Consider the following 25,283-nt stretch of genomic DNA (forward strand, 5'->3'; position numbering starts at 1 on the left):
CTTCAAGCGGTCGTTAAATTGGCGAAGAAAATACACCCGATGAGTTTCGAAAAAATAGACAGCGTCTCTCGCAGGTCAGGGTCTTCGAATGAAACAGCTTCGGAATCCAGCACGCACAAGGCGCCAAATAAACGACCATCCGGTAAAAAAATAGGCAGTCCTACATAGCTTTCCAAGTCAAAGCGCCTGACGATAGGGCGAATAGCGTGTCGTGGGGATTGACTGATCTGGGGAATAAACAGGGCTTCCGGATTAGCAAAAAAGTCGCTGCAAATGGTTGTTTCCAGATCAAAGGCACTGCCGGCTTCAATGCCTAAATGGGACGGGTCATAGACAGAACACGTGATCCATTGCTTATCGTTGAACTTGGCAATCGCGGCAAAACGCATTCTTGTCAAACGGGTGACCAGCCTTAGAATATCCGTGGTGGCTTCAATCTCTGCAATGGCTGCACGTTCTTCAAACGAAAGTAGACTTTGAGATAAGGTATTTTCAGTGTCCATATATTTCGACTCTAACGTATTCAGCAAGGAGGCCATTTTATTCTAGCCCGCGAGTATACAGGTCGACCCGTACCGAGAGGCAACGGCCTGATCAGATGGCGTCTCGAATGGGGCCTATCATCGCACAGACACAGCCTGTTACTGCAAGACGTTAAGCCTTATCCAAAGGGCTGTTTAGGATCCGTTTTAAGAATTCACATGCTTCTGAATACTCAGGCGCGTCCCCAGTGTATAGGCAACGACCAACTATACGATTGAGTACGAAGCGCCCCGGAAAGCGATGAAACGTTGAAATTTTACGACGCTGACACGATGAGGCGCGGGCAGTGATAAATCGCTGCCCGCGCAGGTTCCTGTTTGTCGAAGCGTTTAAACCCTGAAGCGGCTGACCATGGTCTGCAACTGGCCGCCCAGACGCGCCAGTTCGACGCTTGAGGCCGCAGTTTCTTCGCTGGCGGCGGCGGTCTGTTCAGACACGTCGCGCACGTTGACGATGCTGCGGCTGATTTCTTCGGCCACGGCGCTTTGTTGCTCGGCAGCGGCGGCGATTTGTTGGTTCATCGACTGAATGTTGGACACCGTCTGGGTGATGCTGCCCAGCGATTCGCCGGCTTTGCGGCTCAGTTCCACGCTGCTGTTGGTCAGCTCGCGGCTGCCGAGCATGATGCTCGACACCTGGCGGGTGCCGCTCTGCAGGCCGGCGACCAGGCCTTCGATTTCTTCGGTCGACTGCTGGGTGCGCTGGGCCAGGCCGCGCACTTCGTCGGCGACCACGGCAAAACCGCGCCCGGCCTCACCGGCACGGGCCGCTTCAATGGCGGCGTTGAGGGCCAGCAGGTTGGTCTGTTGGGCAACGGACTTGATCACGTCCATGACCTTGCCGATCTTGTCGCTTTCCTGTTCCAGCTCGGTCATGGCGTCGGCAGAGCGCTTGACCTCGGTGGCCAGGCGTTCGATCTGGGTAATGGCTTCACCGACGACGCGGTCGCCATCGCGGGCTTCACGATCGGCAGCCGAGGCGGCAAAGGATGCCTGTTCGGCATTGCGCGCCACTTCCTGAACGGTGACCGACATTTCGTGCATGGCGGTGGCCACCTGGTCGGTTTCGACCTTCTGGCTGTTAACGCCGGCACTGGTTTGTTCGGTCACGGCCGAGAGTTCTTCAGCGGCGCTGGCAATCTGGGTCACGCTGTCACGAATACCGGTGATCAGCTCGCGCAGGGTGCTGCCCATGCGCTGAATGCCTTGTTGCAGCACGCCCAGCTCGTCACGACGGGTGACTTCCAGGGTGTGGGTCAGGTCGCCCGAGGCGATACGCTCGACCACATCCAGGGTCTGTTGCAGCGGACGGGTGATCTGGCGGGTGATCAACACGGCCGCGACCACGCCAAGAATTAGGGCCAGCAGGGTGCAGATGATCTGCCACTGACGTGCTTCGGCGCTTTCGGCATCGCGGCGGTCCAGTTGCAACTGGTTCAGCGCGTCGCTGATCTTGACGATGTCCTGGCCTTGAGTGGTCATCTCTTTACGGGCCTGAACGATCTGCGCATCGGCAGACTTGAAGCCCTGAATGTCGTTACGGTAGCTCAACAGGGCGCTTTCAAGCCGCTTGAAACGCTCGGCCTGGGCACCGGCAAACACGCTGTTCATGCGCTCCAGGCTCTTGATGGTCGAGTCCAGCTGGCCAAGCACTTTCTGCTCGCCGTCGGCACTGGGAGCCGCTGCATAGCCGCGCATTTCATAGCGCACTTTGAGCAGGTCCAGTCGGGCCTGGACCATGACCTGATACTGCTCAAGCCGCTCGGCATCGCCTTGTACTTCGGCCACGGTCTGGTCGACCAGTTCGACGGCTGTCAGTGCGTGAGTGGCCATGTCGGCACGGGACTGGTTGCTGGTCTTGTAAGCACTGCGCATGCTGTTGAAGGACTGCTGGTAAGCGCTGTTGACCTGGCTCAACTGGTTGAGCATCTTGAGGTTTTCAGCGCTTTTGAAGGTCTTGAGCAGGTAGTCGATCTGGCCCTTGAAGCCATCGAACGAAGCCTGCACGGTGTCGGCGACCTTTTCGTCACCGTCGGCGAGCATGTACTGCAGACGGGTGACGCGCAATTTGGTCAGTTGGCTGTTGAGCGAGGCGATATCGCTCATCCAGTTACTGCGGTCAATGAGCTTGCCCAGACCGGTCCAGCTGACAAGGGCTAAAATGGCAGTAAAAACAAGCACCAGACCAAAGCCCAGAGCCAGTTTCATGTTGACGCTGATATTGGAAAACCAGCTATTCATTCGACGTTCTCCTGGAATGTCTGATTTTAATGAGTCGGGCCGCTGGGGATTGTTTTTGTGAGGCCATCGCAAGGTGTTACGCACCACACTATCGGCCGGCAAACGGCAGGCTGTAAGGCAAAAGCAGTAATTTTTTAAAAAAACGATATTTGGCTTTCACCCAGCTTTCATTTGTCGAAGGCCCCGTTTATAAAGGCCTTCAGGACCCTTCACAAAAACAACGCCATTGGGCCGATATCAAATGAAACGCTATTCGAAACTCGCCTATACTTCCGTTCATCCTCCCGTTGTTGTCGTACAACATGGTTTTTGTTCAAGAGAATGAAACTCCTGAACTTTAATATGTGCCTGTTGTTTTCCCTGTTCCTGCTCCTTGTTGAGAATACCCCTGATGAATTTGAAGTTTCGTCATAAGATCCTGTTGGCTGCGGCTGGCGTTGTGGTGTTGGCCTTTGCGCTGTTCACTTGGTACAACGACTACTTGCAACGCACCACCATTCGCCAGAACCTTGAGGCTTCGGTTGGCCAGGCCGGCGAGTTGACAGCCAGCAGTGTTCAGAACTGGCTCAGTGGCCGGATTCTGGTATTGGATAACCTCACACAGGACGTGGAACGCCAAGGTATAAAAAACAGTGATCTGGGCGGGCTGGTTGGCGCGCAGTCGCTGGTCTCGACCTTCCAGTTCACTTATGTCGGCGACAGCGACGGGGTCTTCACCCAGCGTCCCGACACGCAGATGCCGGCCGGCTACGACCCGCGCAAGCGGCCGTGGTACACCTCTACGGTGACTGCCGGCAAGACGATCATCAGCGCGCCTTATCAGGCGTCAGTCGGTGGTCTGGTGGTGACGGTGGCCAGCCCGATCAAGTCCGGCGGGCAGATCATCGGGGTGGCCGGCGGCGACCTGAGCCTCGATACCCTGGTAAAAATCATCAACTCTGTCGACTTCGGCGGCCTGGGGCATGCGGTGTTGGTCAGTGGCGACGGGCAGGTAATCGTCAGCCCTGACAAAGACCAGGTGATGAAGAACCTCAAGGACCTTTATCCCGGGCAGAACCTGACGCTGGACAAGCCACTGCGCGAGGTGGTGCTCAATGGTCAGGCCCGCTTGTTGTCATTCACACCTATTCCTGGCTTGCCGGGAGCCGACTGGTACATCGGCCTGTCGATCGACAAGGAAAAAGCCTATGCGCCGCTGACTCAGTTCCGCAGCTCGGCGCTGATTGCGGTGTTGATTGCCGTGGCGGTAATTGCCTTGCTGCTGAGCCTGCTGATCAGTGCGCTGATGCGACCGTTGACCGACATGGGCCGGGCCATGCAAGACATCGCTGAGGGTGAGGGCGACCTGACCCGACGCCTTAAGCTGCAAGGCAATGACGAATTTGCTGAACTGGGCAGCTCGTTCAACCGTTTTGTCGAGCGGGTGCATGCCTCGATCGTCGAGGTGTCGTCGGCCACTGTGCAGGTGCATGACCTGTCGCAACGGGTGGTCGAGTCCTCCAACTCATCAATCATCGGCTTTGACGAACAAAGCGCGCGCACCAACAGTGTGGCGGCAGCGATCAACGAGCTGGGTGCTGCGACCCAGGAAATTGCCCGTAATGCTTCCGATGCCTCGGTACAGGCCAGCGACGCCCGCGAGCAGGCCGAAGACGGTCGCCGCGTGGTCGAACAGACGATTCGCTCGATGAGTGAACTGTCGAGCAAGATCAGCGGCTCATGCGTGCAGATCGAGAAGCTCAACGCCAGTACCGACAACATCGGCCACATTCTCGACGTGATCAAGGGTATTTCGCAGCAAACCAACCTCTTGGCCCTCAACGCTGCCATTGAAGCAGCACGTGCCGGTGAAGCCGGTCGAGGCTTTGCGGTGGTGGCCGATGAGGTGCGTAATTTGGCGCACCGCACCCAGGAATCAGCGGACGAGATTCACAAGATGATCGGCGAACTGCAAAGTGGCTCCCACGATGCGGTGATCAATATGAATGAAAGCCAGGCCTCCAGCCAAGGCAGTGTCGAGGTGGCCAACCAGGCCGGCAGCCGTCTGCAGGATGTCACCCGGCGTATCGGCGAGATCGATGGCATGAACCAGTCGGTCGCGGCCGCCACCGAGGAGCAGACTGCGGTGGTCGAAACCCTGAACGTCGACATCAACCAGATCAACACCCTCAACCAGCAGGGTGTCGCCAACCTCAACGAAACCCTCAAAGACTGCGCCGCGCTTTCACAACAAGCCACCCGCCTCAAACAACTGGTCGACAGCTTCAAGATCTGATCGCCAGTACCAGGACGAGAAGCGCTTTGCTTTCTCGTCCTGCCCATCTTGCAGACGTCATCTCGCTACGCTCACCCTGGCGAACAGCGCACGATTTCAATGAGGGCCCGGCTGAGGGCTCAACTCCCATTATAATGCATAAAGCCCCATGAATGCTGGATATAATGACTTATGTACGCGGAGGGTCCCTCCGCGTACATTCAGGTTAAAACTTTTGCTGTTTGCGCGTATTACCCTTGTGAGAGAGAAATGAGCAAGCTGACCCAGTTGTTTGCCAAAACCGTAGAAAAGCCTGGCCGTTATCCCGACGAGCGTGGGTTGTTCTTGCGGGTCAGCGCCAGTGGCAGCAAGAGCTGGGTGCTGCGTTATCAACTTCATAAACGTCGTCACGATCTGGGGCTTGGCGCATTTCCTGGCGTTTCATTAAAGGCAGCACGTCTGGCGGCCGACACGTATCGGCTGGCGTTGTCGCAGGGCATCGATCCGTTGGCACAGCGACAGGCTGACCAGCAGGAAGTGGTGCCTGCCGCCGTTTCCGTGACGTTTCGGGTCGAGGCAGAACGTTATATCCAGACCCATCGCCAGAGCTGGAAAAACGCCCGGCACGCGCAGCAATGGGCGCATTCGTTGAGTGACCATGTTTACCCGCATCTGGGCGCGATGGCGGTCGAGGATATCGAGACCGATCATGTGCTGCAGGTGTTGGTGCCGATCTGGAGCCAGATACCGGAAACTGCGTTTCGCCTGCGTAACCGCATCGAACTGGTGCTCGATGCTGCCAAGGCCCGCAAGTTGCGCCACGGCGAAAACCCGGCGCGCTGGCGTGGCCATCTGGACAAGCTGTTGCCACGTCAAAAGCGCACCCAGGTTCCTTTTGCCGCGATGCCGGCCGATCATCTGGGCACGTTTGTGCGCCAACTCGACAGCCTAGACAGCACTGCCGCCCGCGCATGTGAATTGATCATTCATACCGCCTGCCGAAGCTCGGAAGTCTGCGAGGCCCGCTGGGACGAGTTCGACCTGGTCAATCGGGTATGGACCATCGACGCCGCCCGGATGAAGGCCGGCAAGTTGCATCGTGTACCGCTGAGTGAGGCGGCGTTGCAGGTGCTTGAGCAGCAGCGCGGCAAGCACCCTTTATATGTCTTTCCCAATGCACGGCGCAGCAAGGGGTTGCCTGGCAACGCCATTCGCCGGGTCATGGCGCAGTTGTGCGCCGATGACTATGTGCCCCACGGCTTTCGTGCAAGCTTTCGGACCTGGGCTGCGGAACACACCGACTTTCCCAGGGATGTCTGTGAAATGGCCCTGGCCCACACCTTGGGCGACAAGGTGGAAGCGGCCTATCACCGTGGTGATCTACTCGATAAACGCAGGCAGTTGATGCAGGCCTGGAGCCTATTCATCGAGCAGAGCAGCCGGCAAATCATGACTCATCTGCAGCCGGCAGAGTGAGGTCCAGTTGATCATCGCCCGGGGTCTGCGAGGATTGTGGCGATCGCACCCGGCTGTCTGAATATGTCGACGCGACCAGACTTGTGCGGCTTTGCGGCAACTGCGACTTGCTCATACCGACCAGGTCGTTCGGGTTGAGGTAGAGGTTCATCCGTGGAATCACCTCAATGCGCGCTTTCTTGTCCGGCCGCTCGGCCTGACGCGTGTGTCGATCAAAATCGCGTAGCTCATGCACGGTGATCGGTTCTTGACCGGCCAGCACGAACATCGGCAGGTTGCTGTGAATCATCGCGTCATAACGTGAGCTGGCAGAGAAATACAGCATGGCGCGCGGGTGCGGTGCGACCTTTTTGTATTTCACCAGCGTGGCGTGATCAGCCAGATTGACGATACGCCGCAACTCGGCGCCGGCGAGGGTTTCGCCTGGCGCAACATTATCGCGGTCCGATTGCTGCTCGGCAGCCTTGGCCAGCAACTCTCGCACCTTGCCCACCTCGATACGTTCGCCGCCGGTGGTGTGGCCAGCCCAGGTGAAGACAATCAAGCGCGGACAGCTATCGAAAGCCTGCGTATGCCGGCCTAACTGCTTCATGCTGAACTGATGCCCCAGCGCCTGGCGAAGGATTTTCGAGCGCGCCGTGGTGGCCAGATTGAGCTCCAGCCGGGTCTTTTCAATCATTGCCATGAGCTCATCCTTGAGGTCATTGATTTCCCGTACCCACGGTAAAACGCTGTCGCGCAGCGCAAAATAGCCAGGCAGGCGCATGACGGTTCCGGGCGCCTGGCCCACAATCCGCTCGAATGCGCTCATGGCATGTATGGCCGCCTCGATCGCTTGCTGGCCTTCAAGGCGTTGCGCATCAATCCGGTCAGGGGCTTTTTGTTCAGCCAGCACAGGCAACTTCCAGACCGTGCCACTGACGACCAGGCCGGGCCACAGCTGGTTAAAGGCATGCATCCTGGAAACAAGACGCTCATGGACCGAAACAATATCAGAAAGCATGGCTATTCCTTTTTAATACCACCCCTAAAATATCCAACACTTATAACACGCACCCCCTCGAGCCGCCTCCCCCTAAAAGGAGGGAAAGAAAAGCAGCTAACAGCTTTTAGCTTCGTGTGGGGTGGTATTAATAAAGGCTAGCTGGCTATATAGCTAGCTATCACCGTTGGTTGCTCTTCATATGCGTCAGGCAGGCACGTGCATCGTGCTTTTCTAACGATAGCTATCTATCTAGCTATCGTTAGAAAACGAAGGGTATTGGCTACTTGAGGTTGTAGTGCTTCTTGAGCAACTGCTGGACGATGTCTGTCTCGGTGACTCGTTTTCCACTTCTGGCCGACTCTTGCGCCGCGCCGATTTTCAGTGCGTTGGCAATGTCCCAACGCAGGCGAAACAGCTTCTGGATAGTCGGCTCTGGCTTGAACACTTCGATGACCGGTTCCTGGACAACGGTCTCCTCACGGACGACAACCTTGTTCAGTGCCTTATCGGCCTCCCCGCCTTCGAGAAATTCGTTCGGGTCTTTCTTGAAGCTTTTTATATCCGGCTTGGATTTGATCATGCCAGCACCTCAGCGAAGAACGCGTTCATTTCCTGGATAGCCGCATGATCACGTTTGAGCTCATGAACGATCGCGCCTTCGCTGATGCAGCGCCGAAAAGCGACACGCTCACAGATTTTGGTCTTGAACACACTGAAGGACTGCTCCTCCAGAAAGTGCAGCATTTCACCGGTGTCCTTGGTACGGGTGTCGACCCTGGACAGCAGCATCTTCACATTCAGGTCCGGGTTGTAGTCGCGAGCCAGGTCGACCACGGTCAGCAGATCAGTCATGGCAGCCGCATCGAATGAGCTGGCACCGACAGGAACGATCACCACTTCGGCCAGCAACAACGCCGAACGCAGTCCCACCGAGTCACGACCACCGGCGTCAACGACGACGTGTTCATAAGAGGTGGCCAACTGGCGGCCTTCCGAGTTGATCGCTTTGCCTTGCAGGCAGACGGTGGTCGGGCTTGGGCTGTACTCAGGGTTATCACGGCGCCAGGCGGCCCAACTTGCCGCGCTGGCTTGTGGGTCGCCATCGATCAGTAATGTTTTTCCCCGTGTTGCCAACATGGTTGCCAAATGCACGGCGGTGGTGGTCTTGCCGACGCCACCCTTGGTGTTGACGCATGCGAAAATTGTCACTGCAGTCTCCTTATTGTCGCGGCAGCTATATATAGGCAGTCATTTCGGCACTGATTATAGCTATCTATCTATATAGCTATCTATAGTCTTCGACCTATCTGTGACAGACTCTGCCTGTCAGCTCCGTGATTTCCGCGTGTAGGGAAAATCCCGGTTATTCGAAAGAATCTGCTTTTTGGCGAGGTGGGCTTTTGTCTGCTTTGCTTGTGAGTATTGTTTCTCGCGAAGGTGGTCAAAGCGCTGCTGCTGATTCGTGATTTCGCGCCTCCTGGCACGTATCCAGGCACCGATCAGCCGGGATTGGCACCTTGCGGTTCTGGAGACGGGAGGTTTTTCCAGGAATCGATGTAAAACGATTCTGTAAACAACCTGACAATGCCTCCATAAGCTCTTGAGAGGGTCTGTGAGCGATTAAAACGGTTTTTACACACCCGTCATGGTCGAAACAGCTGATTTTGTCCTGTGCGGCTTCTCAGGCGCTTTTATCGCTATTCGTTTTTGTTTTTCGCTTTTGGTTTTTATCAATCAGAAAAAAATGGTTTTTCGCGTGTGTTTTTAAAATCGTTTTTTCTTGTTTTTAAAGCTTGTTTTTAAAGCTTGTTTTTAGCACCGCTGGAGCCCTTGATTTACGTGGCCTGTAGAGGTGCAACGACTACAGATTCCGGCTATACGACTACAAATTTCGGCTATCACGACTACAGATTCCGGCTGTAACGACTACAAATTTCAGCTATGACGACTACAGATTCCGGCTGTTATCCACAGGCTGGAACCTGTTTTATTGGATCCGATGGTGAAGCCGATCCCGTTCGGCCAACAGTCGAATCGTTTGCTGCCAACAGCGGCTGATTCTCGCGGGAAAACCCTCAATTCTGCATCGACTACAAATTCCGGCTATGGCTGAAGGCCTTATGAAATCTGGCCTTCAGCCATGCCACTGCGTCTGACAGACCGTTCCTACGCCAAACACGATTGCTTACAACGACTACAAATTCCGGCTATGGCCAAAACGACGCTTAACGACTACAAATTCTGGCTACTGCCGAAAGTGCCCTGAAGACGGCACATTCCGGGTTACACGCTGAAACCTATCGACTACAAATTCCGGCTATAGCTCAAAGCCATCAACGACTACAGATTCTGGCTATGTGAAAACGAGACGAAAATCCCTCGGCAAGCTTGGTACTATCGACTCATCCACGCGCCAGGAGTAGTCGATGACTGCCAAAGAACCTTCGTCGCTACTTGTGACGAAAGCCAACGATCTGATCAGTGCTTCCTACCGCCTGACCCTTCAGGAACAGCGCCTGCTGCTGGCCGCAATCGCCCAGGTCGATCCGCGCAAACCCATGCCTTCCAAGATCACCGTCACGGCCGCCAATTTCGCGGACATCTACGGCGTGCCGATCCGGTTTGCCTACACCAATCTCAAGGAAGCCGCTGATTCCCTCTACGAGCGCGATATCCAGACGTTCGATGGCAAGAACCGCACTCGCATCCGCTGGGTCTACAAAGCGGCTTACGCGGAGGGTGAGGGCCGCGTCACGCTCAACTTCACGGTCGATGTGATCCCCTACCTGTCGATGCTCAACAGCAAGCTGACCTCGTACGATTTGCGCCGGGTGGCCAATCTCAATTCGATGCACAGCTTTCGCTTGTTCGAACTCATGATGCAGTTCAAGAGCACCGGCGTTCTGGTGATCGAGGTCGAAAGGCTGCGCATCCTTCTGGACCTGGGCGACAGCTACAAGCGCTTCAACAACCTGCGTCAACGGGTCATCACGCCCTCGATCAACGAGATCATGGCCAAGTCCGGAATCGCCATTACCTACGAGACGGTGACTGAAGGAAAAACCGTGAAAAGCCTGGTGTTTCGCTTCCATGAAGCGGCCCAGCTGCGGCTTTCCCTGGGCGATACCCTTGAGCCATTGCCAGAAAATCCACTCGAAATACTCAAAGATTGATTTTAAAAACAAAGGCTTATGATAAATATAGCTAGTTATATAGATATCTAGCTAGCTATGTTGATGGCTATCAGAAGCGACTTGGCCCATAGCCAGAATTTGTAGTCGATACCCTGATCGCTTGTTGCCTGAAGCGGCTTCAGGCCTCATGCGTTGCCCTCATCCTCTTTGGGCAAGTGGTCCAATTCTGAATGTACGTGAACCCATAAACCGCCATTTTCAGGGATTGATATAGGGTTCAGGCTATAAAGATAGTTATCTTGATATATATATAGCTATCAAGATAGCTAGAATTAGCCGTCACGTGCTGCGGCGATACCACACAAAACCCATAGCCGGAATTTGTAGTCGATAGGAGATGTTTCGGTTTGCACAGCTCTTGCCCGGAACATCAGACAGCCTGAGCAAGCGTCGATTATTCATGGTGAATAATTGGATAGTTCCTACATTTCAAACCGAACGCCCTTGCAATAATCGGCAGACTTCAAGTGCCGTCTGCAAGGGTAAATATGACGATTTACACTGTAATCAATCATCGGGCGATGTGGCGCAGCCTGTGTGTGATCAGTTTGTTGAGCGTCGGCGCCTGCGCTTCCAGCTCGCCACCTGAGCGGGGTATCAAGTGGTTGGCCCAATGCGAAGGACTGCCTGTTGCCGGACTGGATTCTCAGGTCGTTTCCAGGACCCAGTGTGGCATCGTCACCGTGCCGCTGGATCACCTGAATCCTGAGCTTGGGACTCTCGACCTGGATATCACCCGCGTCACTGCCAAGCGGCCAGAACAAAAAGAAGGTGCAATATTCACCAATCCCGGAGGCCCCGGCGCGAATGGCAATGACGTGTTCACAGTCTTCCTGGTCTCAATATGGAAGGGATACGGTGACAGGTCCGAAGGCGCGGCCTATCGACATCTGATCGATACCTATGACGTGATTGGCATTACGCCACGTGGGCAGGGCAGCACACCAGGGTCACAACTGGTCTGCCAGTCCGATGAGTCGATCGTCGCTCAAAACGACATAACCGAAGACCGTAGCGCTGCCAACCTCAAAGCCATACGACATAACACTGGAGTGCTGGCCCGAGGCTGTGCCAGCCAACGGTTGTCGCCTTACATCAACACCGATCAAACGGCACGAGACATGGAATTCGTGCGCATTATCTTCAATGAAAAAAAGCTCAACTATTTTGGCAACTCTTACGGTACCTGGCTGGGAGCCTGGTATGCCGGCCTGTTCCCCGCACAGGTAGGGCGGATGGTGCTGGACTCCAGTGTTGACTGGACCTCGACGCTCCAGAAAGCCAGTTTGAGCACCGCTCCAGAAAAAGAACGTGTCTTCACCCGCTTCGTTGCGCAGCATATTGCCAGCAACCCGCAGGCTTACGCACTGGGTAAAGATCCAGACGCTATACGCCAATCCTTTCTGACGCTACTGCCTCAAATCCGTGTCGCCTTGCGTTCTGACAACGACTTTTATAGCTCACCGTCCTATTTCCTTGCCGCGCAAGTACTCAACGACTGGCTGGAGAGTTCGCCAGACCTGCAAGACGCCGAACTGCAAGCGAAAGCACAAACCCACCGGTTCAGCCTCGACACAACGGTCGATCAATCGGCAAAAGATGCGTTTACGACGCTAGTGGCGGCCATGCGAAATCCACCCCAATGGAATGGTATTGCCCTCGGTCCATTGAAGTTGTCGCCGGCTGACTCTGTGCGCAGTAACGTTTTGTGCAATGACTCACCCTCCTCTGACGAAGCATTCTGGACCCGCAAAGAAGATATATATGCAACCCGATACCCGGTTGGCGGCAGCGTCTTTCATGCCAGGCATTGCGCCGGCTGGAGCGGTAAAGCGCACTCTGCAGTTCCCCTTCAAGCGCTGGCGCAGGTTGATAGCCTGTTGATGGTGCAGGCCGAATACGACGATCAGACGCCAACAAGCGGTGCTTTCAAGGCTTTCGAAAGCTTGCCCAATGCCCATATGACACTGCTCAAAGGCGTCAACCGGCATGGCGTTTCTTTTACCGATAGCAGCGACTGTGTAAACCGGCATGTCGGGCAATACCTGGCGTATGGCAAAAAACCTGAACGCCTCTCGACGTGCACTGCACCAGACTGATTCAAGGATTCGTCTGTTTCCCGTTATGTTTTTCAAGGCGGTTCAAGTGTTGCAACGTTCATGGACTGCTCATCGCCTTCAGCAAAACAGGTTCAAGATCAGGTCGGCCAAGCCGATTAAATAGGTGTATGGACAGGCCCTGAGCAGTTCGTCTGCCAAAGTGCTAGCATCGCCGGCTTCAAGCCTGCGGCGGCGTCTGGCGGGCTACTGTCCTTTTCCTATCGTGATTTTATCTCCTGGACTCTATGCGATTCTTTTTCGATCCCAAGCGAGATATCGACGCAGCACTGCTGCGTTATCGTCGTCTTTTCGGGGTGCTGGCCCTGTTCAGCGGGGTCATCAACCTGCTGATGCTGGTTCCTTCTGTTTATATGATGCAGGTCTTCGATCGCGTCCTGACCAGCCGTAACGAAACCACGCTGCTGATGCTCAGCCTGATCCTGCTGATCTTCTTCGCGCTCAGCTGCGCCCTGGAGTGGGTGCGTGGTCAGGTCATGATCAAGATGAGCGCCGGCCTGGACACCCAACTGGGCGAGCGGGTCTTCGACGCCGCCTTCCAGCGCAGCCTCAAGGAACACAGTGCCAACCCGGCCCAGGTGCTGAGCGACCTGAACAGCATTCGGCAGTTCGTTACCGGTCCGGCGTTGATTGCGCTGTTCGACGCACCGTGGTTGCCGATCTATGTGATTGCCACTTTTCTGTTCCATCCCTTGCTCGGGGTCTTTACCGTCGTCGGCTCACTGATCCTCGCGGGGCTGGCGATCTGGAACGAGCTGACCACGCGCAAGAGCATGAGTGAAGCCAACCGCTTGTCGGTGGCCTCTTCCAGCTATGTGAACGGCACCCTGCAAAACGCCGAAGTCATTCAGGCGATGGGCATGCTCCAGCCGTTGCGCCGCCGCTGGTACAACGTTCAGCAGCGGGTCATCAACGAACAGGGCGAAGCCAGCGACCGTAGCTCGCGGATTGCCGCGATTTCACGGTTTATCCGCATGACCTGGCAATCCCTGGCCCTGGGCCTGGGCGCGGTGCTGGTGATCGAGAACCAGATTTCCGCCGGCGTCATGATTGCGGTGTCGGTGCTGCTGGGGCGGGCCATGGCGCCGGCCGAGGCGCTGATCGGTTCATGGAAGCAAATGGGCAATGCCAAGAGCAGCTATGAACGCCTCAACCGGTTGCTCAACGAGTTTCCCAAGGACACGCCGCGCATGCCGCTGCCGGCACCGACCGGTGCCCTGAGCATCGACAAGCTGGTCATCACCCCGCCCGGCATGCAACGCCCGGCGGTCAATGGCGTGACCTTCAAGCTGGCGAAAGGCGAAGTGCTGGCGATCATTGGTCCCAGTGCTTCGGGCAAGTCGTCCCTGGCGCGGGCCATGGTCGGCATCTGGCCGGCGAACCATGGCTCGGTGCGCCTGGACAACGCTGAAGTCAGCCAATGGTCGCGCGAGGCACTGGGCCCGCATCTGGGCTATCTGCCGCAGGACATTGAGCTGTTCGACGGCACCATCGCTGAAAACATCGCCCGTTTCGGCGCGGTGGACTCCGGGAAAGTCATTGAAGCGGCGCAGATGGCCGGCATCCACGAAATGATCCTGCACTTTCCAAAAGGCTACGACGCGATGCTGGGCAGCGGCGGGCTGGGCTTGTCGGGCGGCCAGAAACAACGCATCGGCCTGGCCCGTGCGCTTTACGACGCGCCTTCGCTGGTGGTACTCGACGAGCCCAATTCCAACCTCGATGAAGCGGGCGAAGCCGCACTGGTGCAGGCGGTGCGCAAGCTCAAGGACAAAGGCAGCACCGTGGTGCTGGTGACCCACCGGCCGAACATTCTGGGCGTGGTCGACAAGCTGTTGTTCCTCAAGGAAGGCGTTCAGCAACTGTTTGGTCCGCGCGACCAGGTGCTCAAGACCCTGGTTCCGTCGTCGGCCCCGAAAGCCGCAGTGGCCAGTGCCAGCCCTGAAGCCAGCAACCCTGAAGCCAGCAATCAAAAAGCCTGAGGCATCCATGCAAGCCAGTCAGAACGACCTGTCGACCCCGGTCTCGACGCCCGATGCCGATGCCACCAAGATTGCCCGTATTGGCGTCTGGTGCTTGCTGCTGGGCCTGGGCGGTTTTTTTCTCTGGGCCGGCTTTGCCCCGCTTGATCGTGGTGTGGTCGGGCCAGGTTCTGTGGTGGTGGCCGGCGAGCGCAAAACCGTGCAGTCGCGCAGCGGCGGCATGATCGACCGGATTCTGGTGCGTGAAGGCGACCAGGTGCAGCAAGGCCAGGTGGTCATGCAGCTCAACACCGTGCAGACCAAATCGCAGCTCGACGTTGCCATGGGCCAGTGGTTGAGCGCACGGGCCGTCGAAGAGCGGCTGATGGCCGAGCGCCTGGACCGCGACCGTATTCAGTGGTCCGCCGATTTGCTGGCCCGCGCCGACGACCCGCGGGCCAAGGCCTCCATGGAACTGCAAGGCTACCTGTTCGCCACCCGGCGCGCAGAGCTGGCCAGCCGCTTGCAGATCAACCAGCATGAAATCGCCTCGCTGAACGAACAACTCGCCGGCTACGAAGAAATCAAGCGCAACCACTCGGCGCAGCTGCAGTTTCAGCAGCAGGAACTCAAGGGCCTGCGCGAACTGGCCCGCGAAGGCTATCTGCCGCGTAACCGCCTGTTCGAAGCCGAGAGCAATGCCGCCCAACTGAGCGCGCAACTGGCCTCGACGATTTCCGACATCGGCCGTACCCGCCAAGGGCTCAACGAAAGCAAGCTCAAGGTCCTGCAGCAAGGCCAGCTGTTTCGCAGCGATGCCGAGTCGCAACTGACCCAAGTGTCGGCCCAGAGCTCAAGCCTGGCCGACCAGATCAAGTCGCTGGAATTCGAGGTCAACAGCGCCGCCGTGGTTGCCCCGGTCACCGGTCAAGTGATGAGCCTTGCCGTGCACACCGTCGGCGGTATTGCCCAGGCCGGGCAAAAGCTGATGGACATCGTCCCGCAAGGCTCCAGCTGGGTGGTCAAGGCGCAATTCCCGCCGATGATGGCCGACCGGCTCAAACCCGGGCTGGTCGTTGACCTGCGCTTTGGCTCGTTGCAGCGCGTGCACACCCCGGTCATCGTCGGCAAGGTCACCACCGTGTCGCCCGACCAGTTGATCGACGAGCACACCAACTCGCCGTATTTCTCGGTAGAGGTCTCGGTCAACCCTGAGCAGGTCGAAGAACTGCACGACCTGGGCCTGGACATCAAACCGGGCATGCAGGCTGAAGTGCTGGTCAAGACTGGCGAGCGCACCCTGGCCAACTACCTTATGCAGCCGATCGCCGAGCGCATGGCCGGCGCCTTCAAGGAGGAATGACCGTGCGCATCCCTGTCGCTCTGCTTACGCTGCTGTGCTCGTGCCGTCTGCTGGCCGCCGATGATTCCTTGTCGCTGGTTGCGCTGTACGACGCCTCCCGTCTCAACGATGCGGCCTACCAGGTCGCCAACCATGACTACGAGGCCTCGCGCCAGGAAGAAGCCATCGGCCGCAGCGGCCTGCTGCCGCAAGTGGCGATCAACTCGCGCTACGGCCATGGCGGCAAATTCAACAAGCAATCGGCGGCCAACAGCGGTGAAGACCAGTTTGCCTCCGACAGCATTGCCCTGACCGTCAGCCAGCCGCTGTTCGACAAGGGCCGCTGGGCCGCCTATGAACAGGCCAAGGCCCGCGCCCGGCTCGGTGAGTTTCAGCATGACAACGCCGGACAAGCGCTGTACGACCGGGTGGTGCAGGCCTATTTCGATGTGGCGCAGGTCGAAAACGAACTGAAGCTGACCTCTCAGCAAAAGGCCTCGATCGAGGGACTGGCCAAGCAGTCAAAGCGCCTGTTCGAGGCGGGTGAGGGCACCATTACCGACCTGGAAGAAGCCCAGGCACGACTGGACGCGATCAAGGCCCAGGAAATCGAGGCGCAGGCCCGGCGCCGCGCCGCGTTGCGCAAACTCTCGGGCCGTGCCGGCATTGCCGTGAGCGACATCCAGCCCATGCAGGAACCGTCGCCGGCCAGCGCCTTGCTGGCCCCCGAAGAAGACCTCGACTACTGGATGCTCAAGGCCGATCAGGCCGCTGCCGAACTGGGTGTCAGCCGGGCCACGATCAAGGTCGCCGAGGCCAACCTGAAGCTGCAGAAGTCCGCGCATTACCCCACCGTCGCCCTGAGTGGCCGTGTGGCGCGGGTCGACCAGAGCGACATCAACGAACTGTCCCAGCGTCAGTCGACCTACTACGTTGGCGTGGTGGTCGATATTCCGATCTATCAGGGCGGCGGCGTCAACGCCTCCTCGGAAAAGGCCCGCTCAGCCCTGGAAAGCGCTCGCTCCAGTTATGACTCGCAACTGCAGCAACTGACCGAAGACGTTGAGGCCAACTATCTGGGCGTGGTGGCGGGCTTTGAAAAGATCAGGGCACTGATCACCGCCGTGCGTTCCAGCCAGATCGCATTGACCTCCGCCGAAAAAGGCTACCAGGCCGGCGTGCGCTCGACCCTCGACATTCTGGACGCACAACAACGCCTGTTCTCGGCCCGCCGCGACCTGCTCGACACCCGTCTGGCGGTGCTGCAAAGCTACGTCAACCTGCACACCCGCACCGGCCAGATGACCCGCAGCAAACTGGAAAAGGTGCAGGGGCTGTTTTAGCCCGGCGTGGTCCTTACAGGAGCGCGCTTGCCGGAATGCCGGACCACCGCGACCGAGTGCGCCAGTGCTCGAAAACTCTCGGAAACGCTGAAAATTGACGACCACTAACGCAGCCTGTCGCGGGCTAGCGCGCGCTCATCAAATGCAACGCAGAACTCTCTGATTAATCGCATTCGTAGCAACTGTGTTCTCAAGCCAAATGCGCGTCAGCCTTCAAGGCTTCGCGCATTCTGGCCTTGATACTGAGCACGACATACATTGCGTAGGAGTGAGCGCAGCTCGCGAAAGGGCCAGTGAAATCAGCACATTTGCAGTGACTGCACCTTCGCATTCGCGAGCTGGCGCTCGCTCCTACGGGTGTTGGGCTGGCCTTGATACTGAGCACGACACACATTGCGTAGGAGTGAGCGCAGCTCGCGAAAGGGCCAGTGAAATCAGTACATTTGCGGTGACTGCACCTCAGCCTTCGCGAGCTGGCGCTCGCTCCTACGGGTGTTGGGCTGGCCTTGATACTGAGTACGACACAAGTTACGTAGGAGTGAGCGCAGCTCGCGAAAGGTCTAGTGAAATCAGCACATTTGCGGTGACTGCACCTCAGCCTTCGCGAGCTGGCGCTCGCTCCTACGGGTTTTGGGCTGGCCTTGATACTGAGCACGACACACATTGCGTAGGAGTGAGTGCAGCTCGCGAAAGGGCCAGTGAAATCAGCACATTTGCGGTGACTGCACCTCAGCCTTCGCGAGCTAGCGCTCGCTCCTACGGGGCGCGGGTTTGCTGCGCGATAACGACTTTATGGCTGACCGGGAGCTACAGGAGTCGTCCTGAGTCGGTCCGGGAAATAGTCAAACTTCATAGCGCTCAACTATGACCCGTCCTGCGCTGCGCGCACCGGTCAATAACGTGCTTTCTACAACGCCACACGGCTGATCGCCGCTTCGAAATCGCGCACAAACCCCGGTGAATCGAACAGCGGTGATGTATCGCGCGCCTGCACCAGGCGCTGACGCAGCCCCGGCAGCAGATCGGCCTGGGTCGCCAGTTGCACGGCGCGTTCTTCGTAGTCGGCCAGGGTGGTGGTGATCAGTTCCGGCAGGTCCAGCGCGGTCAGCAGGCTGCCGGCCATGCGCGAGGCGAAGGTGCGGCCCGAGCGGGTGAGCACCGGCAGGCCCATCCACAGCGCGTCGTTGGCGGTGGTGCCGGCGTTGAACGGGTAGGCATCCAGGAACAGGTCCGCTGCGGTATAGCGGGCCAGGTATTCCGGCGGCGCGACCCGCGGCGCAAACAGCAAGCGGGCCGGGTCGATGCCTTGCTGCTCGGCTCTGGCGCACAGGTTGTTCTGCGCCCAGCTGTTGTCGGCCAACAGCCACAGCAGGCTGTCGGGGGCGCGCTTGAGAATGCGCATCCAGCAGTCGAACACTTCTTCGTTGAATTTGTAGTTGTTGTTGAACGAGCAAAACACGAAGCGATCGTCCGGCAAACCGCACTGGGCGCGGGTCGGCAGCTCGGCCACCGGGCGTTGTCGGTCGCTGCACTGGTAGATTTTGTCCAGGTACAGCGGCGTCTCGCTGTAATAGGGTTTTTCGCTGTCGGGGATCAGGTAGCGGTCGGCGATCACGTAGTCGATGCCCGGCAGGCCGGTGGTACCGGGGAAGCCCAGGTATGTCATCTGCACCGGTGCAGGTTTGTACGCCACGATGTCCGCGCGTGCGCCGGAGGTCAGGCCGTGCAGGTCGATCAGGATGTCGATCTCGTGGTTACGGATGCACTGCGCGGCGGTGGCGTCATTCATGCCGCCGATCAACACAAAGTGGTCCATGGCCTGCTTTACCCGGGCGCGCAGGGGCGAACCGTCCTCGCGGCTCCAGCAGAAGCCATAGACCTCAAAGCGTTCCCGATCGATCAGCTCGAACAGCTCGACCGTCAACAGCGACACGGCATGCAGGCAGAAGTCTGACGACAAAAAGCCGATGCGCAGTTTCTGGTGACCATAACCCTGCGCGGTGCTCAGGGCCGGCACCCGCACATTGACCCGCTCTTTGACGAAATGCATCGCGGCGGCCAGTTGCAGGCCGGGGTCATCGCTGCCGGCGAGCAAGGCCAAAGGCGAAGATGCCTTGAGCAGATCGCCGCGCGTCAGGCCTACAGGCGCGTCGTACACCGGCCATACGCACTGCTTCTGGCGCAAATGCACCCAGTGCTGAATGACCTTGGGCTGGGCCGGTGCGGCCAGCAAACTGGTGTGCAGAATCGCCTCGGCGGGCTGCAACTGGCGGGTTTCTTCCAGCAAGCGGCCGAGGTTATTGCAGGTCAACAGGTACAGGTCCTGGCTCTGCTGCGCGTCGACCAGCTTGTTGTCGAGCATCGATTGCCAGGTGGCCAGCGCTTCCTGCGGCTTGAGCTGACGCTCCAGCAGCGTGCCCAGGTTGAACCAGGCCTGCGCAAATTCAGGGTTTTGCGCAATCGCCGCGCGATACGCCTGTTCGGCTTCTGCCACCCGCCCGAGGTTGGACAGCGTGACGCCCAGGTTGAACTGAATAATGTAATTGACCGCCGAATAGCAGTGCGCAAGCCAGCGCTGATACAGCGTCGCGACATCGGCCGGGCGCTGCGCGGTCAGCAGCCGGTCAGCGACCTGCAGCAGTTGCATCGGCTCCAGCGCAACACGCTCGGCCTGTTGCAAGGCGCTGGCCAGCACCTCATTGAGGTCTGGACTATCAAGATTCCCGGTCAGCATGAGTGAAGGCTCCGCACATAAAAAAATACCGGACTCTTGCGAGCCCGGTATCAAGGTCTATCAAAGGTTTAACACTGAATATCAGCTAATCCAAGTGTGAACATCGGTGGCGACCAGTACTTGCACGTCACCGTCGTTGAACACGTTGTAGCTCGTGCCATCGACCGTTGCGGTGCCAGCGGCTTGCCATTCGCCTGCGCTGCCCTGGATATGCACGGTGTCGTTCTGGTCACCGTTGATGATCATCTGCACCGGCGCTGCGGCACCGTTACCCAGATCCACCTGACCGGCCTGGCCAAGCTGGCTGACCGCGTTGGCATCCAGGGTCAGCGACGTGGTGGCGCCGTTGTCGGCTGCCAGGTCGATGGCGCCCAGGGTATGAGCCCCTACGACCGAGACATCCAGCTGGGTCAGGTCGATGGACTCGCCGCCATTGGCATCGGTGCGGAACCACACGTCAGCAATGGTGTGCGACTGGCCATCGCTGGTTTCGAAGCTGCTGTGCAGCCCGATCAGGTTGCCGTGGTTCAGCTCGGTGGTGGTGGCCGCTTCCAGATTGAACTGGGTGATACCCAGGTCTTTCAGGCTGTGCAGCTCGCCCGCGTCGCTGATGCCATCGTTGTTGCTGTCGACCCAGACCTGCAGGGCGCCGAACAGGTGGTCGGCGGCGTTCACCACACCGTCGTTGTTGCTGTCCAGGCTCTTGAGGGCTTCGAAGCCGTCTTTGGCCAGCGAACCGTCAGCCAGGCGGAACGAGGAACCGAACAGCTCGGAACCATCGTTGACCTTGCCATCGCCATTGACGTCCAGAACCAGCAGGCCGTCGCCGCCGGCGGTCCAGCCGGTGGCTTCCTTATGGCCGTCGGCATTGAGGTCAAAGCGCGTGCCGGCCACCAGGTGCGTGGTCTGCACGCCGTCACCGTTGAGGTCCAGAACCAGCGGCGTGGACAAGGCCAGCGCATCGATCTGGGCGGCGGTCATGGCTTGCAGCTGCGGTGTGGTGAAGGCATCGACCTGGGTCATTTTCAGGTGCGACAGTTGGTCAGTGGTCAGTGCCGCCGCTTGTGCGGTAGTCAGAGCAACCACTTGAGTGGTGGTCAGCGACGCCAGGTCGGCCGTCTCGATCGCCACGATCTGCGCGGTGGTCAGGGCGGCAATATCCGCCGTTTCCAGCGCGCTGATCTGATCAGTGGTCAGGGCAGCAATCTGCGCGGTGGTCAGCGCTGCGACTTGACCTGTGGTCAGAGCCACCAACTGGGCGCTGGTCAAGGCGGCGATGTCGGTGTTTTCCAGAGCGACAATCTGCGCGGTGGTCAGGTTGGCCACTTGCGCGGTGGTCAGTGAAGACACCTGCTCGGTGGTCAGGGCAACGATCTGAGCCGTGGTCAGGGCGGCTGCGTCTACGGTTTGCAGGGCAGCGATCTGAGTCGGCTTGAGTGCAGCGATCTGGGTGGTGGTCAAGGCTGCGACCTGGCCGGTGGTCAGCGCAACGATGCCAGCAGTGGTCAGAGCGGCCACATCAGCGGTTTCCAGCGCCACGATCTGCCCGGTGGTCAGGTTAGCCACTTGAGCGGTGGTCAGGCCTGCAACCTGGGTGGTGGTCAACGCTACCACTTGGCCGGTGGTCAATGCAGCGACATCGGCCGTTGGCAGGGCGGCGATCTGAGCGGCGGTCAGGTTGGCCACTTGAGCGGTGGTCAGGGCCACGGTTTGCGCCGTGGTCAGGCCCGCGATAGCTGCTGTGGTCAGAGAGGCCAGATCGGCGGTTTGCAGAGCGGCAACCTGAGCGGTGGTCAGGGCTGCGACCTGTGCAGATTTCAGCGCACCGGCCTGTGCGGTGGTCAAGGCCACGATCTGGTCGGTGGTCAACGCCGCAGCCTGTGCGGTGGTCAGCGCAGCAATGCTGGTGACTGGCAAGGCAGCAATGTCGGCCGTTTCAATCGCGACAATCTGTGCGGTGGTCAAGGCGGCGACCTGAGCGGTCGTCAGCGCGGCAACCTGTGCGGTGGTCAGCGCGACAACCTGAGCGGTGGTCAACGCAGCCAGGTCCACAGTTTGCAGAGCCGCAACCTGAGCTGGCTTGAGCGCTGCGACCTGAGCAGTCGTCAATGCAGCGACTTGAGCAGTGGTCAGCGCGACGATGCCGGCAGTGGTCAAGGACGCAATATCCGCCGTTTCCAGTGCAGCCACTTGCGTGGTGGTCAGATTGGCCACTTGAGCAGTGGTCAAACCAGCGACCTGAGCGGTGGTCAGTGCAGCGATCTGGCCGGTGGTCAGGGCCACGACCTGAGTGGTGGTCAACGCAGCAACGCTGGCTACTGGCAAGGCTGCAATGTCGGCCGTTTCAAGGGCAACGACTTGAGCGGTGGTCAGGGCCGCGATCTGGTTGGTTTTCAGTGCCGCTACCTGGCCGGTGGTCAGTGCGACGACCTGAGCGGTGGTCAGCGCGACAACATCTGCCGTTTCCAGCGCGGCAATTTGTGTCGGCTTGAGCGCTGCGACCTGAGCGGTGGTCAGGTTGGCCACTTGAGCAGTGGTCAGCGCGACGATACCAGCGGTGGTCAGGGACGCAAGGTCTGCAGTTTGCAGCGCAGCGACCTGGGCAGTCGTCAGGTTGGCCACTTGAGCGGTGGTCAGCGCAGCCGCTTGAGCGGTGGTCAGGGCGACGATCTGGTCGGTGGTCAGAGCCGCGGCATCCACAGTTTGCAGAGCAGCGATCTGAGTCGGCTTGAGCGCCGCGATCTGAGCGGTAGTCAGTGCAGCGACCTGGGCGGTGGTCAGTGCGACGATGCCGGCAGTGGTCAGCGAAGCGATGTCAGCCGTTTGCAGGGCGGCGACCTGAGCGGTGGTCAGGTTGGCCACTTGTGCAGTGGTCAGGCCAGCGACCTGCGCGGTGGTCAGGGCGACGATCTGGTCAGTGGTCAACGCGGCCGCTTGTGCGGTGGTCAGCGCAGCCACACTGGTCACCGGCAAGGCGGCAATATCAGCGGTTTCCAGGGCGACCACTTGAGCGGTCGTCAGGGCAGCGACCTGAGCCGTGGTCAGCGAGGCAACTTGACCGGTGGTCAGGGCGACGATCTGCGCCGTGGTCAGGGCCGCCACATCAACGGTTTGCAGCGCAGCGATCTGGGCAGGCTTGAGTGCGGCCACTTGAGCGGTGGTCAGGTTGGCCACTTGTGCAGTGGTCAGCGCGACGATACCGGCGGTGGTCAAGGACGCAAGATCTGCAGTTTGCAGCGCAGCCACTTGAGCGGTGGTCAGGTTGGCCACTTGAGCGGTGGTCAGGGCAGCTGCCTGAGCGGTGGTCAGGGCGACGATCTGATCGGTGGTCAGCGCGGCGGCGTCCACGGTTTGCAAGGCGGCGATCTGGCCTACGGTCAGTGCGGCAACCTGGGCGGTGGTCAGTGCAGCCACTTGTGCAGTGGTCAGCGCGACGATACCGGCGGTGGTCAGCGAGGCAAGATCAGCTGTTTGCAGTGCAACGACCTGAGCGGTGGTCAGTGCAGCCACTTGAGCGGTGGTCAGGCCTGCGACCTGCGCGGTGGTCAGGGCGACGATCTGGGCGGTGGTCAACGCTGCCGCTTGAGCGGTGGTCAGCGCGGCCACACTGGAAACCGGCAGAGCTGCAAGATCAGCGGTTTCCAGGGCAACCAACTGGGCCGTGGTCAGAGCGGCCACTTGTGCGGTGGTCAGGGCGGCGACTTGACCGGTGGTCAGGGCGACGATTTGCGCCGTGGTCAGGGCTGCCAGGTCAACGGTCTGCAAGGCCGCGATCTGGGTGGGCTTGAGTGCGGCCACTTGAGTGGTGGTCAGGTTGGCGACCTGGGCGGTGGTCAATGCCACCACTTGAGCCGTCGTCAACGACGCAAGGTCCGCTGTCTGCAGCGCCGCCACTTGAGCGGTGGTCAGGTTGGCCACTTGAGCGGTAGTCAACGCTGCTGCTTGGGCAGTGGTCAGCGCAACGACCTGGTCGGTGGTCAATGCAGCGACATCGGCGGTCGGCAGCGCAGCGAGCTGGGCTACGGTCAGGGCGGCGACCTGAGCGGTGGTCAATGCAGCGGCCTGAGCGGTCGTCAATGCAGCGACGGCCGTGGTGGTCAGGGCTGCCAGATCAGCCGTTTGCAGCGCAGCGACTTGAGCGGTGGTCAGTGCAGCGACCTGGGTCGCTTTCAAGGCGGCGGCTTGTGCGGTGGTCAGCGCGACGACCTGAGCAGTCGTCAGTGCGGCGGTTTGTGCGGTGGTCAGCGCGGCAACGCTGGTGACCGGCAAGGCCGCGATATCGGCCGTTTCCAGAGCAGCGACCTGAGCAGTGGTCAGAGCCGCGATCTGGTTGGTTTTCAGTGCACCCACTTGAGTGGTGGTCAGTGCTACGACCTGAGCGGTGGTCAGGGCAGCAACATCTGCAGTTTCCAGCGCGGCGACCTGAGTCGCGGTGAGGGCTGCGACCTGAGTGGTGGTGAGTGCGGCGACCTGGCCGGTGGTCAGGGCGACGATACCTGCCGTGGTCAGCGAGGCGAGATCTGCAGTTTGCAGCGCAGCGACTTGAGCGGTGGTCAGGTTAGTGACTTGAGCAGTCGTCAGGCCTGCGACCTGAGCGGTGGTCAATGCCACGACCTGATCGGTGGTCAGGGCAGCGACATCAGCGGTCGGCAGAGCTGCAACCTGGGCCACGGTCAGGGCAGCGACCTGAGCGGTGGTCAATGCAGCGGCCTGAGCGGTCGTCAATGCAGCGACGGCCGTGGTGGTCAGGGCTGCCAGATCAGCCGTTTGCAGCGCAGCCACTTGAGCGGTGGTCAGGGCAGCGACCTGGGTCGCTTTCAAGGCGGCGGCTTGAGCGGTGGTCAGCGCGACGACTTGAGCGGTAGTCAGTGCGGCGGTTTGTGCGGTGGTCAGCGCGGCAATGCTGGTGACCGGCAAGGCTGCGATATCGGCTGTTTCCAGAGCCGCAACCTGAGCGGTGGTCAGGGCAGCGATCTGGTTGGTTTTCAGTGCACCCACTTGTGCGGTGGTCAGCGCGACCACTTGAGCGGTGGTCAGTGCAGCGACGTCAGCCGTTTCCAGCGCAGCGATTTGCGTCGGCTTGAGAGCAGCGAC

At 59.1% G+C, this 25,283-nt stretch carries 12 protein-coding genes and 3 pseudogenes; 8 read left to right on the top strand and 7 right to left on the bottom strand.

Annotated features, from left to right (window positions below; all coding sequences use genetic code 11):
* Nucleotides 1-2: 2 nt before the first annotated feature.
* The gene (locus ACYAS9_RS09340) at nt 3-503 is read right to left on the bottom strand and encodes a GAF domain-containing protein (protein ID WP_463568017.1); all 501 of its coding nucleotides are present in this window, start codon (nt 501-503) and stop codon (nt 3-5) included.
* A gap of 480 nt (nt 504-983) precedes the next feature.
* Nucleotides 984-2,750: pseudogene (locus ACYAS9_RS09345) on the bottom strand (HAMP domain-containing methyl-accepting chemotaxis protein); the annotation flags it as partial.
* A gap of 424 nt (nt 2,751-3,174) precedes the next feature.
* On the opposite strand from ACYAS9_RS09345, the pseudogene ACYAS9_RS09350 reads away from it, so the two are divergent.
* The 3 genes and pseudogenes from ACYAS9_RS09350 to ACYAS9_RS09360 form a co-directional block, all read left to right on the top strand.
* Nucleotides 3,175-4,152 (top strand): annotated as a pseudogene (locus ACYAS9_RS09350) (cache domain-containing protein); the annotation flags it as partial.
* 180 nt (nt 4,153-4,332) lie between these two features.
* On the top strand, nt 4,333-5,058 hold the full coding sequence (locus tag ACYAS9_RS09355) for a methyl-accepting chemotaxis protein (protein ID WP_463568033.1): 726 nt from the start codon (nt 4,333-4,335) through the stop codon (nt 5,056-5,058).
* Between the two features lie 249 nt (nt 5,059-5,307).
* On the top strand, nt 5,308-6,513 hold the full coding sequence (locus ACYAS9_RS09360; protein WP_463568018.1) for a tyrosine-type recombinase/integrase: 1,206 nt from the start codon (nt 5,308-5,310) through the stop codon (nt 6,511-6,513).
* Here the strand turns inward: ACYAS9_RS09360 and ACYAS9_RS09365 are convergent.
* From ACYAS9_RS09365 to ACYAS9_RS09375, 3 genes are all read right to left on the bottom strand, one after another.
* On the bottom strand, nt 6,485-7,516 hold the full coding sequence (locus ACYAS9_RS09365; RefSeq protein ID WP_463568019.1) for a DNA replication terminus site-binding protein: 1,032 nt from the start codon (nt 7,514-7,516) through the stop codon (nt 6,485-6,487). The two genes, ACYAS9_RS09360 and ACYAS9_RS09365, sit on opposite strands and share 29 nt — an antisense overlap.
* 262 nt (nt 7,517-7,778) lie before the next feature.
* Nucleotides 7,779-8,078, bottom strand: a complete 300-nt coding sequence (locus ACYAS9_RS09370) for a hypothetical protein (protein WP_463568020.1) — start codon at nt 8,076-8,078, stop codon at nt 7,779-7,781.
* Nucleotides 8,075-8,707, bottom strand: coding sequence for an AAA family ATPase (locus tag ACYAS9_RS09375; protein ID WP_056835692.1), 633 nt, complete (start codon nt 8,705-8,707; stop codon nt 8,075-8,077). The genes ACYAS9_RS09370 and ACYAS9_RS09375 overlap by 4 nt, the downstream gene beginning before the upstream one ends.
* A 1,217-nt stretch (nt 8,708-9,924) precedes the next feature.
* Between ACYAS9_RS09375 and ACYAS9_RS09380 the strand changes: the two genes are divergently transcribed.
* The 5 genes from ACYAS9_RS09380 to ACYAS9_RS09400 all read left to right on the top strand — a co-directional run bounded on the left by ACYAS9_RS09380 (nt 9,925) and on the right by ACYAS9_RS09400 (nt 17,455).
* Nucleotides 9,925-10,671: a replication initiation protein gene (locus ACYAS9_RS09380; RefSeq protein WP_463568021.1), complete on the top strand. Its 747-nt coding sequence runs from the start codon at nt 9,925-9,927 to the stop codon at nt 10,669-10,671.
* Between the two features lie 509 nt (nt 10,672-11,180).
* Nucleotides 11,181-12,791 carry an alpha/beta fold hydrolase gene (locus tag ACYAS9_RS09385; protein WP_463568022.1) on the top strand — a complete coding sequence of 537 codons (1,611 nt, stop codon included), beginning with the start codon at nt 11,181-11,183 and terminating at the stop codon, nt 12,789-12,791.
* 245 nt (nt 12,792-13,036) lie between these two features.
* The gene (locus tag ACYAS9_RS09390; protein WP_463568023.1) at nt 13,037-14,791 is read left to right on the top strand and encodes a type I secretion system permease/ATPase; all 1,755 of its coding nucleotides are present in this window, start codon (nt 13,037-13,039) and stop codon (nt 14,789-14,791) included.
* A gap of 7 nt (nt 14,792-14,798) precedes the next feature.
* Nucleotides 14,799-16,133, top strand: coding sequence for an HlyD family type I secretion periplasmic adaptor subunit (locus tag ACYAS9_RS09395; RefSeq protein ID WP_463568024.1), 1,335 nt, complete (start codon nt 14,799-14,801; stop codon nt 16,131-16,133).
* Entirely contained in the window at nt 16,130-17,455 is a 1,326-nt protein-coding gene (locus ACYAS9_RS09400; RefSeq protein WP_463568025.1) for a TolC family outer membrane protein, read from the top strand. The genes ACYAS9_RS09395 and ACYAS9_RS09400 overlap by 4 nt, the downstream gene beginning before the upstream one ends.
* 907 nt (nt 17,456-18,362) lie before the next feature.
* Here the strand turns inward: ACYAS9_RS09400 and ACYAS9_RS09405 are convergent.
* Together ACYAS9_RS09405 and ACYAS9_RS09410 are read right to left on the bottom strand one after the other, a co-directional pair.
* The gene (locus ACYAS9_RS09405) at nt 18,363-20,189 is read right to left on the bottom strand and encodes an O-linked N-acetylglucosamine transferase, SPINDLY family protein (protein ID WP_463568026.1); all 1,827 of its coding nucleotides are present in this window, start codon (nt 20,187-20,189) and stop codon (nt 18,363-18,365) included.
* An 81-nt stretch (nt 20,190-20,270) separates the two neighbouring features.
* Nucleotides 20,271-25,283 (bottom strand): annotated as a pseudogene (locus ACYAS9_RS09410) (hypothetical protein); the annotation flags it as partial.

Source organism: Pseudomonas sp. HP_08 (genome assembly GCF_055284095.1).